The organism is Candidatus Trichorickettsia mobilis (assembly GCF_963422225.1).
GTDB lineage: Bacteria > Pseudomonadota > Alphaproteobacteria > Rickettsiales > Rickettsiaceae > Trichorickettsia > Trichorickettsia mobilis_B.
The window spans coordinates 430999-450076 of sequence record NZ_OY728607.1 but is presented as its reverse complement, the minus strand read 5'-3'; the positions used below and the strand labels follow the sequence as shown (position 1 = coordinate 450076).

The 19078-nt window shown below is 33.9% G+C and carries 18 protein-coding genes; 9 read left to right on the top strand and 9 right to left on the bottom strand.

The genetic code is table 11. The features are described 5' to 3' along the window. The first annotated feature begins 88 nt into the window (after positions 1 to 88). A complete protein-coding gene (gene tsaD, locus R2I74_RS02010; RefSeq protein WP_316355250.1) occupies positions 89 to 1117 on the top strand; it encodes a tRNA (adenosine(37)-N6)-threonylcarbamoyltransferase complex transferase subunit TsaD in 1029 nt (342 codons plus the stop codon). A gap of 45 nt (positions 1118 to 1162) precedes the next feature. Here the strand turns inward: tsaD and R2I74_RS02005 are convergent, their stop codons facing one another. The 5 genes from R2I74_RS02005 to R2I74_RS01985 all read right to left on the bottom strand — a co-directional run bounded on the left by R2I74_RS02005 (position 1163) and on the right by R2I74_RS01985 (position 9251). Further along, positions 1163 to 2593, bottom strand: a complete 1431-nt coding sequence (locus R2I74_RS02005; RefSeq protein ID WP_316353489.1) for a hypothetical protein — start codon at positions 2591 to 2593, stop codon at positions 1163 to 1165. An 83-nt stretch (positions 2594 to 2676) separates the two neighbouring features. Further along, positions 2677 to 3506 (bottom strand): IS5 family transposase gene (locus tag R2I74_RS02000; RefSeq protein WP_316353063.1). Its coding sequence is split into 2 segments (ribosomal slippage): positions 2677 to 3116 and positions 3116 to 3506, totalling 831 coding nucleotides; the frame shifts between segments, so codons are not numbered across the junction. After that, positions 3496 to 4851, bottom strand: coding sequence for a hypothetical protein (locus R2I74_RS01995; protein ID WP_316353487.1), 1356 nt, complete (start codon positions 4849 to 4851; stop codon positions 3496 to 3498). Before R2I74_RS01995 ends, R2I74_RS02000 begins: the two co-directional genes overlap by 11 nt. A gap of 361 nt (positions 4852 to 5212) precedes the next feature. Continuing rightward, positions 5213 to 8746 (bottom strand): transcription-repair coupling factor, encoded by a 3534-nt coding sequence (gene mfd / locus R2I74_RS01990; RefSeq protein ID WP_316353486.1) that lies wholly within the window; start codon positions 8744 to 8746, stop codon positions 5213 to 5215. Between the two features lie 232 nt (positions 8747 to 8978). Further along, positions 8979 to 9251, bottom strand: a complete 273-nt coding sequence (locus R2I74_RS01985; RefSeq protein ID WP_316353485.1) for a succinate dehydrogenase assembly factor 2 — start codon at positions 9249 to 9251, stop codon at positions 8979 to 8981. A gap of 404 nt (positions 9252 to 9655) precedes the next feature. Between R2I74_RS01985 and R2I74_RS01980 the strand changes: the two genes are divergently transcribed. The 7 genes from R2I74_RS01980 (at position 9656) to R2I74_RS01950 (ending at position 15750) form a co-directional block, all read left to right on the top strand. Next, on the top strand, positions 9656 to 10045 hold the full coding sequence (locus R2I74_RS01980) for a rhodanese-like domain-containing protein (protein ID WP_316353484.1): 390 nt from the start codon (positions 9656 to 9658) through the stop codon (positions 10043 to 10045). 5 nt (positions 10046 to 10050) lie between these two features. Next, a complete protein-coding gene (gene dnaA / locus R2I74_RS01975) occupies positions 10051 to 11448 on the top strand; it encodes a chromosomal replication initiator protein DnaA (RefSeq protein WP_316353483.1) in 1398 nt (465 codons plus the stop codon). Between the two features lie 26 nt (positions 11449 to 11474). Further along, complete coding sequence (gene dnaN / locus R2I74_RS01970) at positions 11475 to 12626, top strand: DNA polymerase III subunit beta (protein WP_316353482.1); 1152 nt, start codon at positions 11475 to 11477, stop codon at positions 12624 to 12626. A 568-nt stretch (positions 12627 to 13194) separates the two neighbouring features. Continuing rightward, positions 13195 to 13410, top strand: a complete 216-nt coding sequence (gene infA / locus R2I74_RS01965) for a translation initiation factor IF-1 (protein WP_316353481.1) — start codon at positions 13195 to 13197, stop codon at positions 13408 to 13410. Positions 13411 to 13624: 214 nt separating this feature from the next. Further along, positions 13625 to 14218 (top strand): Maf family protein, encoded by a 594-nt coding sequence (locus R2I74_RS01960; RefSeq protein WP_316353480.1) that lies wholly within the window; start codon positions 13625 to 13627, stop codon positions 14216 to 14218. Between the two features lie 18 nt (positions 14219 to 14236). Next, positions 14237 to 14983, top strand: coding sequence for a YebC/PmpR family DNA-binding transcriptional regulator (locus tag R2I74_RS01955; protein ID WP_316353478.1), 747 nt, complete (start codon positions 14237 to 14239; stop codon positions 14981 to 14983). Positions 14984 to 15012: 29 nt separating this feature from the next. Beyond that, positions 15013 to 15750, top strand: coding sequence for a sugar phosphate nucleotidyltransferase (locus R2I74_RS01950; RefSeq protein WP_316353476.1), 738 nt, complete (start codon positions 15013 to 15015; stop codon positions 15748 to 15750). A 65-nt stretch (positions 15751 to 15815) separates the two neighbouring features. On the opposite strand, the gene R2I74_RS01945 is transcribed toward R2I74_RS01950, so the two are convergent. Beyond that, on the bottom strand, positions 15816 to 16118 hold the full coding sequence (locus R2I74_RS01945; RefSeq protein WP_316353475.1) for a hypothetical protein: 303 nt from the start codon (positions 16116 to 16118) through the stop codon (positions 15816 to 15818). Positions 16119 to 16500: 382 nt separating this feature from the next. Between R2I74_RS01945 and R2I74_RS01940 the strand changes: the two genes are divergently transcribed. Beyond that, positions 16501 to 17340, top strand: coding sequence for a DEAD/DEAH box helicase family protein (locus R2I74_RS01940; RefSeq protein ID WP_316353473.1), 840 nt, complete (start codon positions 16501 to 16503; stop codon positions 17338 to 17340). Between the two features lie 62 nt (positions 17341 to 17402). On the opposite strand, the gene R2I74_RS01935 is transcribed toward R2I74_RS01940, so the two are convergent. The 3 genes from R2I74_RS01935 to R2I74_RS01925 form a co-directional block, all read right to left on the bottom strand. Continuing rightward, entirely contained in the window at positions 17403 to 17789 is a 387-nt protein-coding gene (locus tag R2I74_RS01935) for a hypothetical protein (RefSeq protein ID WP_316353472.1), read from the bottom strand. 122 nt (positions 17790 to 17911) lie between these two features. Next, a complete protein-coding gene (locus R2I74_RS01930; RefSeq protein ID WP_316353470.1) occupies positions 17912 to 18253 on the bottom strand; it encodes a tRNA-binding protein in 342 nt (113 codons plus the stop codon). A gap of 234 nt (positions 18254 to 18487) precedes the next feature. Continuing rightward, entirely contained in the window at positions 18488 to 18937 is a 450-nt protein-coding gene (locus R2I74_RS01925; RefSeq protein WP_316353469.1) for an arginine repressor, read from the bottom strand. Positions 18938 to 19078 lie beyond the last annotated feature (141 nt).

Sequence of the window (19078 nt, the reverse complement as noted above, 5' to 3'; positions counted from 1 at the left end):
CGTGGCAATCCAGTTCTTTATACCGGATTCACTGGATTGCTTCGGCTGAAGCCTCGCAATGACGATTAAGTTTGTGGAGTTTATAAATTTGATAAAAATTCTTGGCATTGAGTCCAGCTGTGATGATACTGGGGTAGCAGTGGTTGCTGCTCCACGACAAATTTTATCTAATATAGTAATTTCACAAAATAGTGAACATGCGCCTTTTTGTGGTGTAGTGCCAGAAATAGCAGCAAGAAAGCATTTGCAAAATTTGGAATATGCAGTGCAAGCAGCTTTAGCAGAAGCAAAGTTAAATATTGAAAATATTGATGCCATTGCTGCTACTTCTGGTCCTGGTTTAATTGGTGGCGTTATCGTCGGTTCGATGTTTGGCCGAGCTTTAGCCTCAAGTTTAAGCAAACCGTTTATTGCGGTTAATCATCTGGAAGGACATGCGTTGACTGCGCGTCTAAGTCATGGAATCCCATACCCTTATCTGTTATTACTAGTTTCTGGAGGACATTGTCAATTTGTGGAAGTTCATGCTTTGGGGTGCTATAAAATTTTAGGTCGGACTATTGATGATGCTGTTGGAGAAGCATTTGATAAAGTAGCTAAGATGTTGGGATTACCATTTCCTGGTGGGCCAGAAATTGAGAAATTGGCTAAATTAGGCGATCCACATAAATATACTTTGCCAAAGCCGATTATTAATCAGAATAATTGTGATATGTCTTTCTCAGGTTTAAAAACTGCAGTCAGGACATTGTTACCTTCGCTTGATCTTCAGAGTCAGCAAACGATTAATGACCTAGCCGCAAGTTTTCAATATACTGTCGGTGAAATTTTATCTAAAAAACTGGCAAAAGCCATTGCTCTTTATCAGCCGCTATCCAACACATCGAAAACTATTGTTATTGCTGGTGGAGTAGCGGCCAATCAGTATATTAACAATATTTTACGAGAAAGTGCTGCTAAAGTAGATTATATGTTGGTAGCACCACCGATAAAATTATGTACGGATAATGCTGCAATGATTGCTTATGCCGGGCTTGAAAGATTTAATGCTGGATTAACTAACGGTAAGGACTTCTGTCCACGAGCAAGATGGAGTTTAGAGGAATTGAGTGCGTAGTTAACCTCAAGTTAAAACTTGAGGTTAACTAGAGGTCTATATTATTTAGAGTTGTTCTATAATATTTAATTGACCCGATAGATCTACATTAAACATTTCATTATATAGATTACGGTGCTCCATGGTTAGCAGCTCTAATAAGCCTTGACCAGTTTCATTGTGAGGAGCGATGATCTCTTGCAGATGATCTTGATGTTGAAACAACACTAAGGTAATGGGATCAAGTGCCTCCTGTGGGTTCATCAATGACATTTTTTGATATAAAAGCATTAATGTTGTATTACCTTGTGAATCTTGTTGCTGCCAGTGTATTTTAACGTTAGGGTTGGTAATTAACATATCAGTGACTTGCACAATTTCTGGCCCTTGAATTTTATTAAATAAATCGAAAACAATAGGAGCTCCTTGTTCTCCAACTAAGGTTAAATCTAGTACTCCGTTTGTTGTAATAAACTGCTCAAGTTGGATAACTGCACTACCCACATTCAATTGCTTAATCAGTTCAATGGTTTGTTTTTGCATGGGTTGCTCAAATACCATTATCTGTAATTTTTCTAAATCTTGACGATTGTCAATAATTTCTAACGTACCAGTACCATCTTGTGAAATATCTTTCAGTTTTAATGTCTGATTCTGTTCTGAGTTAATTAAGAAAGAGCCAAATCCTTCAAAAATTTCTTTTTGATTTATTAAGCCGGACGTTAACATTTCCTTATAAGCGATCTGATGCTCTTGACTTAAAATATTGAGCAAATTCTTACCTTCGTTGTTATGTATATTTAATAACTGATTTGCAATATCAGCATTACTGATTAAAATATATGCTACACTATCAAAAGCTGCTACTTGATCTGCTTCGCATGCTTTTTGATATAGCCTCATCAACGCTGTATTTCCAAACATATCTTGTAGCCCCCAATATAATTTAATATTTGGGTTAGTAGTTAATATATCAATAAGTTGTGCGATTTCTATCATTTGGGTTTTATTTAACAAGTCAAAGATAGCGTGACGATCCTGTAGTCCTGGTAAAGTTAGATCTAAAAACTGATTTTCTTTGATAAATTGCGTAATTAACATTATTGTATTTGTACCATTTAATTGCTGAAGCAGAGTTTTCGTAGCCATTACTGTTGTGCCAAAATTGTCAAAATCAAACATTACTTCTTGTTTAATTGGTTGTTTGATAACAAATTCTTTAGTCTCTTCTTCGATAAAGAATTGGTTTGGCTTTTCGATAATCTTCAATACATTTGATTTTTCTGAAATATCAATCAATTCTAGCTTCTGAGAATTATCGAATATTATCTCTAACTCCTCTTCTTTATTTACTATTTGTTTTTTTTCAAAAATTATCTCTTGCTCTTCTAGTTTTAATTTTTCTTCTATTATTTCTTCAGATGATGCTTTCAAGATTTGGTAAAATATATTATCGTTTGGATCAAAATATTCGTAATTTGCTACTACACCATTCATTAGAGTAAAAAATCCTTTATAATCTTGGCTATATAGCGTTGCATTACCTACCATCTCCTTAAATATTAGACCTCTTTCGAAACTCATTTACCAAGCTCCCAATTATATAAACCAGCAATTAAATTGAACCTAAGACCAAATCTTTTGCGTCTATTTCGATATTTATCAGCAATTATTTTAAAACGCTTTAACATACCGATAACATTTTCATTTAATACTCTGTCACTTGCTAAACTTCTATTATTTTTCTTATCTTCTTTAGTTAAAGCATTCTTTTTACTCTTTTTCTTTGGTAGCTCAGAATTTGTATGAATCTTCTGTAAGCCTTGATAACCAGTATCAGTAATCACTTTAACCTCAGGCAGTATATGGGTTCTTGATTCTTTAAATAATTTAAAATCATGACGCTTACCATTGGAAAAAGAAGTGCATATGACTCGTTTGCTTTTCTTATCTACTACTATTTGAGTCTTTAACGTATGTCTTTTCTTTTTACCTGAGTAATAGTATTTCTGTTTTTTTGGGGTCGCTCTATAGGGCTTTCTGTAGCATCTATTAAAACTAATTCATACTCCATACCGCTTTTAACTAGAGCCTTCTTACCTGGAAGAGCAAAATCCGGATGTTTTATTAGAGTGTCTTCAACAAAACGAATTGTTTTAAATGCACTGCTTTCGCTAACTCCATAATTCTTAGCTATATGAAAATAGGTACGGTATTCCCTTAAATATTCAAGTGTCATTAATAGGCTGTCTTCCATACTAAGACTAGCTCTTCTGCCACCTTGGTACCTCCTATTTATTTGTTTCTCTGTCTTTAAAATCCCTACCATCTTTTCAAATGTACTATTTCTTACCCCTGTTAATCTTCTAAAATGCTCTTCCGATAAAATGCTTAAATTTTTATATCTCATATAGTTCTAAATTAAGTAAATTCGACTTTATAACATATTTAGTCCAGTTTCGAAAGAGGTCTATTTTATTAAAAATACCTAATAATAATTCAGATTCCACTGAAAGCTCATGATCTTTGGCAGTTTTAATTTGTTCTTTATACCAATTATTAGCAATATTTTGGATATTAGCTTTAGAAAGACCTAATTTTTTTAATTCAATGAAAGCTTTGTCAGTCATTTCATTCAAGAATGCCTCATCGCTAAATAGTTTTTCAAACGGTATCACCGGCTTATATAAAGCCATTTCATTTTTTTCAAGAGTCTGGTACATGTTTACTAGATGACCCCATGGACAGCCCATAAGTTCAGCTAGTTTTTGTACAAATAACTCTTGTAATCCAAGTTGCTTACTTTCTTGCCAGACATAAGCTATTTCTGTAGGAAAGATCCAAGCATTGTTATGGTCGTTTTGCAGCATACTATTGCCTTTAATTTCATTTAAATGCTGAACTGCATTAATAGCGGAAATTTCTAGAGCACCGTCTAGTAATTTGATAATATTTTCTTCATTCTTATTGAGGTTAATATATTGCTCGATTTCTATTAAAGCATTTTGAATATCCAATTCAGACATAGCATTATACTTGCCATGCAATTCTTGTTGCATATTCTTAATTGGTTGTTCATTAATTAGATTATGTACATTATTCACATCTAATTTAGCAGCAACTGGTACAAAAAGCGATTTTGGCTCGCCAGAACCTAATTCACGTAGTTTAGTAAATATTGACATATCTACTACTTGATTTGCATCTAATTGCTCTTTAAAAACATCAATCAATTTTTTACCGACATTATTGATTTGGTTAACCTTGAACAATGGTAACCCTTCTGCATTTCTTGCAGCGATAAACTGGTTGACAAGCGCATATTGATTAGGATTTTGTGCTAGAGCAAGCATTAAGCTATTGCCATTTACATCAACATGCTGATTCCAATCGATTGGATTATTAGAAAAATTAGAAATCGTTAATAATTGATTGAATAATCCTTCTATTTCATTTGATTGCGAAACGCTATATTTCTCATATAATTTACTAAACAAGCTTCTACCATTTTGATCAAGGGTATTAAAGTCAATGATCAAATCTTTGTTTTGAAAAATTTGTTCGATTATTGCATCAAAAATTTGTTGTATTTCTATAGTTGATTTATTGGCTAGGACGTGATCTATCAGTCTTTCACCTTTATATTCTACAGATAAATCTATTGTTTGATTAGATTGTAGAAAATTAGTAAACTCAATGAGGGAAGTAATATCTATAATTGAATCTTTTTGCTGGAAGTTATAAGTTTCTTTCATATGCTTAATATCTTTATTAATTTATATTAAATATAATGATGTTTTTCAAAGCAAAAGTCAATATTTTATTTGTATTTCAAAAAAATATGTATTTTCATTAACATTTTGAGATGAGTGTTGTGAGTTGTGAGCATTCACGGTTTTTAAAATTGAACGTTAATATACGACTTACAAAGCTGGCGATCAACGTCATTGCGAAGAGCTTTAGCTCTGAAGCAATCCAGAAAATCTAGCACAAAGAACTGGATTGCTTCAGAGCTAAAGCTCTTCGCAATGACGACTTTTTTAAAACTAGCTCACTTAAAAACAGGTATAATAAATCTTGAAGTCAATAGAAAATATAAAAGTGTCGCACCACCAACTAACTGACTTTAGCTGATAATGCAACCAGCTGCTGTAATATCATTGAAGCATCATTAATAATAGTTGTTGGGTCTAAATCTTTGATAAACACTAGTTTGTTATCAGGTTTGATTTTTGCTTGACGTGGATACTGATCAACAAATTTCATTACAATATCTGCTACATTTGCTCCTTTGGCAAATTTTAAGACAAATCCTTGGCTGCCGGAATCCAGACTTTCGATCTGTAGTTTACGGCAAATATATTTTATCTTGACTATATTTAATAAGTTATCCAATTCTATTGGTATTGAACCAAAGCGATCCAACATCTCGGCATAAAATTCTTCGACCTCATGATCTGCCGATAAATTACCTATTCTTTTATAGATTCCTAATTTTAATGCCGAATCTGCAATATAATCATTAGGAATAAAGACTGGTACTCCCAGGTTAATTGATGGCATAAAATTATCTGAACTTTCTGGTAGATCTTTTAAATTGGCGATTTGTTGGTCTAGCATTTCTTGATATAGCTCTACTCCAACTTCTTTTATCTGTCCTGATTGTTCTTCTCCAACCAAATTACCAAACCCTCGGAGATCCATATCATGACTGGCGATAACAAATCCGGAACCAAGAGCATCGGCATTTTGAATAATATTTAAACGCCTGACGGAGTGAGTGGTAATTTTTTTATCATCTGCGATTGTTAGGTAAGCATAGGCTCGAACTTTACTTCTGCCAATTCTTCCTCGTAGCTGATAAAGTTGACTTAAGCCAAGTTGATCGGCTTTATGAATAATCATGGTATTAGTAGTGGGAATATCAATGCCGGATTCAATAATAGTTGTCGATAATAGTATGTCAAATTGCCCATGATAAAATTCTTCCATAATTTTATCAGTAGCTGATGGTGGCATTTGGCCATGGGCAATTTTATATTTTAATTCTGGCACCATTTCTTTTAGTTTTTGTTCGACATATTCGATATCTTTAATTCTGGGGCAGACATAAAAACTTTGGCCACCACGAAAACGTTCTCTCAGTAAAGCATCTCTGATCACTACCGGATCAAATGGCATAACTACCGTGCGTACGGCTAATCTGTCTACTGGTGGAGTGGCGATTAAGCTAAGGTCTTTTAAGCCGACCATGGACATTTGTAAAGTACGAGGAATTGGAGTGGCTGAGAGTGATAACACATGGATATCAGATTTTAACTCTTTCAAACGCTCTTTTTGTTTAACGCCAAAATGTTGTTCTTCATCAATAATTATCATTTTCAAATTATGAAATTTTATTTCTGATGCCAGTAAAGCATGAGTGCCAATAATAATATTAACTTCACCATTCTTAATTAGTTCTTTGTTCTGTCTGGCATCCCCAGTGCTGACTAGACGAGAGAGCTGTGCCACCTTAAATCCATGTGGTTTAAACCTTTTGGTAAATCTAAGATAATGTTGCTTGCATAATATAGTAGTAGGAGCAATAATAGCTACTTGTGATAGCGGGTCATCAGTGTTTGCTATGGTCATATATGTAGCACGCATAGCAACTTCGGTTTTGCCAAAGCCAACATCGCCACAAATTAACCTGTCCATTAATAGTCCAGAAGTTAGATCGTCTTTAATATCTGCAATCGCTTTAAGCTGATCTTCAGTTTCTACATATTGAAATCCTGAACAAAATTTAGCAAATTCGGGGGTTTCAAAGGTAATTATTGGTGCTGAAATTAATTTTCTTCTGGCAGCCAACTGTAATAATTGTGTTGCGATTTCAGTAATTCGGTTTTTTAGTTTTGCTTTACGTTTTTGCCAACCAATACTTCCTAATTTATCGAGTTCAGCTTCAAAACTACCGTACTTTTTTATTAATTCAATATTTTCTACCGGTACATAGAGCCGATCATTATCTGCATATACAATTTTAAGGCAGTCATGTGGTTTACCACCGACTGAGATGGTTTCTACAGCAATAAATTGACCAATACCATGTTCGGTATGCACTACCAGCTCTCCTTCCTGTAGATTATCTAATTCAGTGAGGATATTTTTTAATCGACGTTTTGCAGTGCCAGTAGCGGTAGTTGGTGGTTTGGTTTTAAAAATATCATGTTCTGCAATAAATAAATATTTTTCAGTATAAAATCCGTGGGTTAGTGGAACATAGCATAAATTTACTATACCTATTTTTGCTTGTTCTAGATTAGTAATATCAGCATGGAGGTAGTCATAGTTTTTTATAATCTGTTTGATCCTCTCCATATTAACTCTGCTTTCAAAAAAGATCACTGGAATTTTTGTTGGACTACTAGAGATAATTTCAAAGAGCTTTTCAAAAATAGTTTTTTGTTCAATAAAACTAGTAGTCGACAAATTTAGCGGTGATGCAGTGAGTCCGGCATATTCCAGGCATATATTAGACGGTTGCTCTAATATTTCTTTAATTTTAGCATAAGTTATACAGCACTCCGTTGGTGGTAATGCCGGATAGAAAGTTGTTAACTTAGTTTTATTGGAGAGTAGGCGTGATTCGTATAGATCACGATAAGTATTTTCATATTCCAATAGAGCATGAACAGCTAGAGGATCATAAATAATAACTGGATTCTTGAGATAATCGATTAGTCCAGTTAATTCCTTGTAGAATAATGGTAGTAAATGTTCATAGGCGACAAATTTTTTAGCGGCCATTATTGATTGATATAGTGGCTGATTAGTATGATTAACGCCAAAATTTAATAAATAATTATCTTTAAAATTATTTATAGTTTCTGGATTCAAAATAATCTCACTTGCTGGGTAAATTACGATATGTTTACATTCAATAGTAGAAATTTGAGTAACAAGATCAAATTGCTTGATTGATTCTATCTGCTCTCCCCAAGCAAAATTTATACGATATGCGGCGTCAGATAGCGCTATATCCACTATTTCTCCGCGAACAGCAAATTCACCATGATCAGTCGCGGTGCTGCTACGGTTGAAGCTATTTAGAACCAAAAAATTAGCTAGCTTGGCGGTAGTACACTTCATCCCTTTATATAGTTCAAGCGAGGAGGCTGCAAAGATCTTTGTCGGTGGCAGTTTATGTAATAAATTGATACTATTGGTGATTAATAATTTTGCTTCTTTAGAGGTCGTAGTTAAATTCGTTAGGACTTTAGCGCGAGTGGATAATATATCCTGCTTTGGTGATACTCGGTCATACGGGATAGTATCAAAACTTGGTAAATATAAAATAGACCCCTTGTGAAACTCTACTTCTGCGGATGATTTGTACGTCGATCCGGTACTCGAATCCTCACGCACCCTAAAGTGCGCTCCGGTTCTGCGTTCCGTGTCTCCTTCAAATCCCCTCTCAGAAGCGAGTTTCACAAGAGGTCTAACTTGTCCAGAATGATGCTGCTGATGAAAAAACTGAATTTGTTGATAAGCTCTGGTGGCATCACAATCATCAGAAGTTAGTAGTAAAACATCTTGTTGTTTATTTAAAAAATATTCATATGCAAAGAAATTTTTGCCATATGAAGGAATAATTTGCTTAGTCATTGATACTTAATTTGATTTAGAGTGTTTAATATGAGCTAAAAAGTCATTTGAACCACGCCATAGCTTAATTTTTTCGTCATTGCGAGGCTTCCAGCTGAAGCAATCCAGTGAATCCAGGAACTGGATTGCTTCAGCTGGAAGCCTCGCAATGACTATGGTGACTAAAGTTCCTCAGCTCAGACGAGGTGGCAACGAATTGCTATTGTTGCAATTGTAAGCCCACTTCTACAAATTATTTAATTATATTAATACTAAATTCTAATAATTTATGCATTGTTTTAGAATTAAGAGACGATGGTGGAGGGATCTTGCCTGAGCACCAATCGTAAATATCAGCATCATTTTGTTCAAGAATTTTTGTAAATTCAGTCAATTCTGTAGAATTCATACTAAATATGAATTCCTCAGCAAATTTTCCAAGTATTAAGTCTGTTTCTTTACAACCACGATGCTTGCTTTTATATAATAATTTCTTAATAATCAAGTTTAGATCCTGACTGTTCATGATAGCATAATTATTATTAATTTTAATGGAGGTATAATGAGCTCTAAAAATGCTATATTATTGGGACTTGATAATGATAGCAATAAATTATATTCAAATGATTAGCAATTAAATGCTATAGTTAAATTCACTAAGATTCAGACAGGAGTTGATTACATTAGTTGCACAGCTGGGGGCAACTTTTTGTACCAACACACGTGAATGAATGCTATATAAAAGGGATTGAAAGCAATCCTAACTATTCTTGCTAATAAATCTTGAAAAAAATCTCCAATAATAATATATTCATAGAATATAAAATTATAAAATTAAATCAGTCAACAAGATTAATGATTTTTGATATTTATAACATAATCATTAGTTTTGCTTTTCTAATTCCACCAATGTAGCTTACAATATATTTTATGACAGTTCGAAATCTTACTTCTATAGAAGCATATGGATTGATGCAAACAACTTTGGGGTCAATGCTTATTGATGTTAGAACGGATAAAGAATGGCAAGAAAATGGTGTAATATTAAACAATAAACATAATATTATACTACTGCTTAGCTGGAGAATATTACCAGATATGGTTCAAAACCCGAGTTTCGTTGAAGAAATGTCAATTAAAGTTAATGATTATCATACACATTTATTTTTTTTGTGTCGCAGTGGAGTCAGGTCTTTTGAGGCAGCAAATTTTATTACCAATCACGGTTATTTAAACTGCTATAATATAGTCGATGGATTTTTGGGTGGTGAGCATGGAAAAGGTTGGAAAAATAATAATTTACCTTGGCAGGTGTTGTAAATATTATGCTGAATAATGGAGTAGCGGTAATCGGGCATAACAAGCACCAAGAAATTTGGTGTTCAGTATCTCGCGATCTAAGAGATTACTATGGGGAAGCAATCCATAGAAGTTGGTTTAGTAAAATCTATTTGATGGAGTGTACAACTCATAATGTGGTATTATCTACTCCAACAAATTTCATTCGTGATTGGGTTAAATCCCATTATTTAACTGTTATTTTGCAATTCTGGCAACATTATGACCAGAATATTAAAGTTATTGAACTCATTACCAAGGTGTTATCAGTTCAGGAGCAAGAACTACTATCATCTAATGTGAACGAACAAATTGTTGTAGAAAATAGTAATAAGCAGATATTGGGTTCAGATAATAGTTTTGCAAACTTAGATCCACGATTTACTTTTGAGAATTTTGTTGTTGGTCCGCCGAATGAACTTGCATATGCAGCAGCAAGGGCAGTGGCAGAATCACGAAACGTAGTAGTTGAGTCTAATCCGTTATTTCTTTATGGTGGTGTTGGTCTTGGCAAAACTCATTTAATGCATGCAATCGCATGGTATATAAGGCATCATAATCCTTTGCGGAAGGTGATTTATATGTCAGCGGAAAAATTCATGTATCAGTTTGTTAAAGCTTTGCGCAATAAAGATGTGATGTCATTTAAAGAAGAGTTTCGTTCGGTAGATGTGTTAATGATTGATGATATTCAATTTATTTGCGGTAAAGATAGCACCCAGGAAGAATTCTTTCATACCTTTAATGCTTTAATTGATAATAATCGTCAGATGGTTATTTCCTGTGATCGATCTCCATCAGATTTAGACGATATAGAAGACCGCATTAAATCAAGGCTTGGTTGGGGTTTGGTGGCTGATGTCCATAGTACTACCTATGAATTGCGGTTAGGGATTCTGGAATCAAAACTCGAACAAATGAATATTCATATTCCACAAGATGTAATTGAGTTTTTGGCAGCTAAAATAACCTCTAATGTTAGAGAGTTAGAAGGAGCTTTAAATAAGGTAATCGCGCATTCTACTCTTGTAAGCAGAGAGGTTAATCTTAGCAATACTCAGGATATATTACGTGATTTATTACGTTCTAATGAAAGAATTATCACCATAGAAGATATTCAAAGAAAAATTGCTGAACGTTATAATATTAAAGTGGCAGATATGTCTTCCACGCGTAGGGTAAGATCAGTCGCAAGACCAAGGCAGCTAGCAATGTATCTGTCAAAAATATTAACTCCTAAAAGCTTGGCTGATATTGGCAAAAAATTTGGTAAAAAAGATCACACTACAGTAATGCATGCGATCAAGAGAATTGAAGAATTATGTGCGCTTGATGTGGAATTTCGGGAAGAAGTTAGTACCTTAACTAGAATATTACAAAGTTAATTTTCATGTCATAGGAGTATGGAATAATGAATAAAAATGGTCTAGAAATTATTGTTGAAACCAGAGAGTTAGTGCATGTATTAACTTTTGCCAATTCAGTAGTAGAAAAAAGGCATGTAATAGCAGAATTAGGCAATGTAAAATTAGCTACAGTGGATAATAGCCTGGAAATTGCAGCCACAGACATGGATTTATATCTTAGTCAGAATATTGGCGCGCAAGTATTAAGCTCAGGAGTTACTACGGTATCTACCAGAGTATTAACTGATATTATCAGAAAAATACCAGATAAGGAAATCACAATCAAACAAACCAGTGATGGTAATCAGTTGGAACTGATCGGTAAGAATTGTTTTTTTAGTTTGCCAACATTACCAGCAAGCCAATTTCCAGAGATGGACACAATAAAAGCAGAAATTGTGTTAACTATCCCTTGTTCCAGCCTGGTTAGATTAATTGATTGTACGCAATTTGCAATGTCTACAGAGGAGACTAGATATAATCTAAATGGTATCTATTTGCATGTAAAAGAAAATCATCTTTGCGCTGCTGCTACTGATGGCCATAGATTGTCGGTAGTTTCCGTAGAAATAGGGGCGGTAGTACAGGAGTTTGGTATTATTTTACCGCGTAAAACCGTGCATGAATTATTAAAACTAATTAAAGATCCCAGATATGCGAATGCAGATATTGAAATCTCCTTGGCCATTAATAAAGTAAAATTTGTTTGTAATAATGTAATTATTGTGTCTAAACTAATTGATGGTCAGTTTCCGGAATATTCTGCTTTTATTCCCACTGAAAGTAATCATAAGTTAACTGTAAATCCTAAAGAATTAGCTAATATTATTGATCGGGTGGCAACTGTCACTATTGATAAATTTCGTGCCATTAAAATTACTTTAACCGATGCATTTATGCAGGTTACCGCTTCAGGTGAGGCAAGGGGAGTAGCAAAGGAACAATTGGCATATTCTGAAATATTAGAAAATTATTGTGTTTTTGAAGGTAATAGCGGAATTACCATAGGATTTAACCCTAAATATTTAAGTGATGTATTAAATATTATTAAATGTGATCAAGTAGAATTACATTTTAAAGATTCTTTCTCCCCGGCTTTAATTAAAGTTCTCGAGAATCCAACTGATTATTTTGTGATTATGCCGGTAAAAGTATAAAGCTTAATAGATGGTAGGTGTAAACAAAACGTTAAGGTAATTTTTAGAATATTTTTTTATTTCAAGGCAAATTTTATGATAATAGTGGTGCTATTAGAATAAAATTTGAAGTAGAAAGATAATGGCGCTGTTGTTTTAATGCTGTCAGCTTGTTAGTTAACAACGCTTTTTCGTTTTTTATTTCATTAGCTAAATATTATTATGTATTCCTTGGGTAGTGATAAACAAGGTATTTTGTTTTGAAGGGGTGTTAAGTAAATGTGAGTTGTCAATTAAAATATTTTATTAAAACCACAGAGGCCAGTTCCAAGCAAGACGTAGAAACGTGAGTTTCTAACAATTCTAATTGGCAACTGGTGTTAAATAAACTCAATCGTGGGAGATGATTTGAAGGAAGAGAGGGGATGAGGCAAAACCACAGCGTATTTTTGGCTTGTTGCGGGTTTGAGTGCCTGGTCTGTCGTAAATCATCTGTGGAAGTAGGGTTTGTAAGAAGAGGTCTAATATAAGTTGTTGATTTTAATGTTTGATTTCGCTATTCTAACTCAACATTTATTTCAGGCATTTGATGACGAAAGAAGAGCTGATTACATTTATGGGTACGGTACTTGAATTATTACCCAATGCAACATTTAGAGTTAAATTGGAGAATGATCATATCATCATCGCTCATACTTCAGGTAGGATGCGCAAGAATCGTATCAGGATACTGATTGGTGATAAGGTGACTATCGAGATGACACCATATGATTTGACTAAGGGGCGAGTTATTCATCGCCATTAGTAGACTCGGTAAAAATTGAGAATTGCGTTGTCGTATCCAAAGATCTGCGGTGCAAAACAAACTCAAGTGACTGCTTGCGCTTCTCGATTCTAGAACTCCCAGCACTTTTAACCAACGCCAACCAATTCTTTACCTTAGTTTACTGATTTTTGTTATCATTTAGTGTCTACTACTATAACTTAACTCAGCAAAAACATATACGGAATTATAGTACATGTCTAGTTTACCAATTATTTTAGCATCACAGTCTCCTGCCAGATTAGCATTACTTAAGCAGGTAGGAATCATTCCTGATAGCATCATTGCTGCAGATATTGATGAATCTGAAAGGCGTAAGGAATTACCGCTTCATCTTGCAACTCGGCTAGCTCTAGCCAAATCAAATAAAATTACCAATCAAATAGAACAGGGAATTGTAATAGCTGCAGATACCGTAGTAGCCACTGGTAGGAGGATATTGCCTAAAGCTTTGAATGATGAAGATATTAAAAATTGTTTGCAAGAGCTTTCTGGTAGGCGTCATCGAGTATATACCGGTGTTTGTATTATTAAGAAATTTAACGATCAGTTACAGATACGGCAAAAATTAGTGCAAACAATAGTAAAGTTTAAGAATCTGACCAATCAGGATATTGCGTTTTACTGTAGTTTAGGCGAGGGAATAAATAAAGCTGGTGGTTATGCTCTGAGTGGCTTTGCTGAATCTTTTGTCATATTTCTTTCCGGTTCTCATTCCAATGTTATTGGTTTGCCTTTATATGAAACTTTAAATATGTTAAATTCACTTAAAATTTCAACTGAGAGATAATTTTTTAAATGAGAGCATATGGCAGGGCATTCAAAATTTAAAAATATTCAACATCGTAAAGGTGCGCAAGACAAGAAACGTGCAAAGATGTTTACTAAATTAGTAAGAGAAATAATTACAGCAGCTAAATTAGGAGGAGGCGATGTCCAAAATAATCCTCGGTTACGCAATGTAATTATTGCGGCGCGTACTCATAATTTACCAAAAGAAAGAATAGAAAGAGCTATAAACCAAGCTAGTAGTGATACTGAAGCTGATAATTATGTCGAAATACGATATGAAGGGTTTGCGCAATCAGGTATTGCAATAATTGTTGAGGCTCTTACTGACAATAAAAACCGAACAGCGGCTGATGTACGAGCTGCTTTTACCAAACTTGGTGGAAATTTAGCTGAAACTGGTAGTGTAAGTTTTATGTTTGATCATTTGGGAATGATACAATATGATGCTGCAATTGCAACCAATGATGTTATACTTAATGATGCAATTGAGATGGCTGCAAATGATGTGGTGTCGGACGATTCATATCACTATATATACACTGAGATTGATAAATTTTCAGATTGTCTTGATTTTTTTACGCAAAAATATGGAGAACCGATTGAATCATATATTGGTTGGAAACCTCACGATACCATTATTGTTGATGATCACGCTGCAGCTGAAAAATTACTTAAATTGGTGGATATTTTGGAAGAAAGTGATGATGTGCAAAGAGTATTTGGTAATTATCAAATATCAGATGAAGTACTAGCTACATTTTAAGTTTAGAAATACTAAATTAGGTTAAGTATATGAGTTGTCAAATTATCATTTTGGCGGCAGGAAATGGAAGCCGTATGGCCTCAGATTTGCCCAAAGTAATGCATAAAGTTGGTGGTAAACCAATGATTGAAAGAGTGTTGTTAAATACTCGTGCTGTAACTAAAGATATTATTTTAGTTTATTCTGAGCAACTAAAGCCTCATTTGGCTCCTTATCAAGAATTTTGTAAATTTGCTTTACAAGAACAGCCCCTGGGCACTGCTCATGCTGTATATTGTGTATTAGATTTAATCGCAGAGCACATACCGGTAATTGTGGTATATGGTGATAATCCTTTTATTTCTTCGTCAATTATCAAAGAATTATTAAATAATTTAATATTAACAAATTCAGCTGTAAGTACTTTAGTATTTGAGCGTGATGATCCTGGGCAATATGGAAGAATAGTTACTGATAAATTTGGTAATTTTGTTAAAATTGTTGAATTTAAACATGCGAGTGAAGAAGAAAAGAAAATTACTTTATGTAATTCAGGAGTTATGGTGTTTGCACCGGGTATATTAAAAAAATATATACCGTATTGTGTAATACCAGAGCAAAAATTATCCAGTGAGTTTTATTTGACAAATATAATTGAAGTATGCCAGAATTATAATGAAAAAGTATCTTATTTATTATCTACTGATAACCAAATTGTAGTTGGTGTAAATACTCAACAGGAATTACTTGAAGCGAATAATATTATAAAAACACAGCATGAAGAATAACAAGTAGCGCTTTTAGTTAAGTGCTTTTGTTATTCTCCATAGAAACTATAGTTCAACTGGGGAAGCTATATATTATTTTCGTTATTGCGATAATATATTGCGCCTCCTGGTTTAACATTAACATGTTGAAAATGATTATTTAGCTCTGTTGCTGTGTTACCGATAAAAGTAACTATAATTCCATCTTCTACTAATATATTAGAGTGTAAAAAGCTTTTTGCGGTATCGTAAACTTCTTGATCAAGGTTATTGGTTAATAAATCTATTGTTACTGATTGAGTAAACCGCCAAATAATAGCATTATTGTCTATATTACCATTTTTAGAGTAAGATGGCAGAAAATCCCAAGCGCTATCTTCTATTGTCATATATCATCTCTTAATAAATTTCAGTTAAAGACTATTAATATCATAAATAGTAAAGAAAAGCAATGTATTTATTAATAATTATAAATATAATACAACTAATAATTTAAGTAAACTGTTTCCATAATATTTAACGCGAGTTGCCAATTAAAACTGCTAAAAACTCCCATTTCTACGTCATTGCGAGAGAGCGCAGCGAATGTGGTAATCCAGGTTTTACTTGAATTATCCTTTGCCACGTTCGCTGCGCTCTCTCGCAATGACAGCTTGAACTGGTCTCTGTGGTGTTTAAAAAGTATTTTAATTGGCAACTTACGTTATTTATTGATATGTTTATATTTGTATATTATAAGCTGATTATAAAAATATAAAATACTGGTAATATATGAAGTGTATATTTCTAAATGAGTCTATTGTTAATTATTTATTAATGGAGTCATCCTTCCAAGCGCAATTAGCAGAGTTTCACTATTTTCCTTGCTATGTAGGTAAAGGAGATTTTATCCTCATTGCCGGAACCTCAACCGTCGGCAAATCATCTATTGTTAAAGCTTTAAAAGAGTTAGAGCCAGATCGTTTTGAAGAAGATCTTGATTTACGCCGTGATCCACGAGAGCCAACAGATCCATTGATGCAGTTTGCAATGTTTGGTGACGCTATTGATCATTCATTAAATGGAAGATCAGTGATTATGCATGCTGATCGAAGCGGTGGCTTTTTAGAGTATCTTTCTACGCAAAATATTATTTTGCCATTGAGATCAGTGTTGATATTCTGTCCATTTACAGAACTTTTAAAAAGGTTGGAAGACCGTAATAATCAGGCTCAACAACAAGATGGTGATATTAAAAATTTTCGTGATCCTTTAGTGCCACTTGATCAGTTTAGCAGAATTTATACGCAAAAACAAAGCTCCGAAGAAACGTTGGAGCTACTTACTAGAGCTCAAGTAACGGAGGCCTATAATAGCCAATTTGATAAAATGATTGCATATGCTAGAGATGCGCTGCATCCTCTTCCTATAGATGAACAAATTGCAATTGATAAGGTACTTTCCTTAAAGGAATTTTTATCAAATCTAGGTTTTAATGAAACAGTGGAAATTGTTGAAATTGCTCCAAGACATACATCGCATTACGATCTTATCTTGAATAGTAATGAGCTTAGTTATGTTGAGATGGCAGGAGTTCTTCATGCAGGAACTATAGCTTCTCTAGCTGAATAGACGAAGATAAAAGGCCTCTCTCGCAAAATTTACTTTGAGAGAGAGGCCTTTGTTAGCAAGTATTATTGTTGTAGCTCTAGATTAATTTCATTGGAATGTTGTCCAACAAGATTAACCGGAATTTCATTTTCAGGAACTTTATATTGTTCAAAAGGAACCTCGGTATGTTTTGTATGTTGTCTGGCAAGCTTTATATTGTTCTCTACATGTTGTTTAGTCCAATCGTTTAATGCTTTTTCTGTAACCACTGTGCCACCGTCAATAAATGTTTCCGCAGACTTTTTTATTGCCTGCTTAATCCCATCATCTATATTATGTTTGCTTAATTCCTCATTTAATTTTGCTTCTAATATTTTAGCACCTACTTCTATTACTTTCTCAATTACAGGTTTGCAGCAAGTGCAAATCTTTTTTACAATATTAGTAAAACCTTCCCAACAACCAGCCATAAATTCTCTCCATATAGTTAATTTATAATTAAAATGTTAACATATAATTAAGCTAACAAAGTAGGAAAATAGGTTTTATAATTAAGTTATTTTTTAATGTGAGTTTATTGTAACACAACATTTTAAAGCATTTTTTGGCCATTTGGTACTTTGGGATCAGCAGCGATTAAACAAATACTACCATTTGCATCGGCAAAACCGACTAGTAAAAATTGAGAGAGAAAGCCTGCGATATTTTTTTCGCTTAAATTCACACAGCCAACAATGGTGCGTCCAAGCAAAGATTCTGGCGTGTAATGTACAGTGATCTGAGCTGAAGTTTGAAGAACGCCTATATCAGAACCAAAATCAGCCCATATCTTATAAGCAGGTTTTTTGGCTCGTGGAAATGTGTCGACCTTGATAATTGTCCCAGAGCGTAAATCAACGCGCTCAAATTCTTCCCAAGTGATTGTTGTTGTCATTTTTACCTCGTTTATTATAGTTAAAATAGTTTAGCTTAATAAATAAGCTAAGTCATCGCAACTAACATAGTCATCCCGAGCTTGTTTCTGGATCTCATCAGGACTTCATAAGATCCTGAAATAAATTCAGGATGACATTGTGAGTTCAGGATGACGTTGTATGTCGAGATGACTTTTAGTGTGTTTAGGGATGGCAGATTATAGCAAAATTTGCTTAAACATAAAATTCCGTATTTAAGCAATCCTTAAATATGGAAATTCTTCTTGTAGAAGTTTGAGTACTTTGTTTAAATCATTTTTGCTTTTGATAATTAAAAGAATAGTATCATCTCCTGCTATTGTTCCAAGAATTCCAGAGTCTGAATTACGATAACTTACATATTTCTGGTCTATAAAATAAGCAAGGCTGCTAGCGTTTCCTGGGTGAGTATGCAATACAATCAAGCCAAATTCTGAGATTTGAATATTGAGTACAATAGGCAAGGTTGGCATATTTAAATCTATCGCTTTATATACTCCACTAACCTTAGCAATTTTTAATTTCTTTAATCGTCTGCAAAGAGTTGCTTGTGGAATATCATGACCTCGCTCTTTTAGCATATTCTGTAAATCTATTTGCTCATGAATTTCATGGCTCTGAATAATGCTTAAAATATGGCCATCTATTGCGTTGCTGCGTGACATCTAAAACCTCTGCACCAATTCATTATAATTAACTATCACGTTGTCAAACTTCATTACTTGCGCTGCTCACGTACCCAAACGACTGCTTGCGCTTCTCGACCTTCGTTTTCCTAGTGTTAGTTTAATTCTAATGATTGGTAT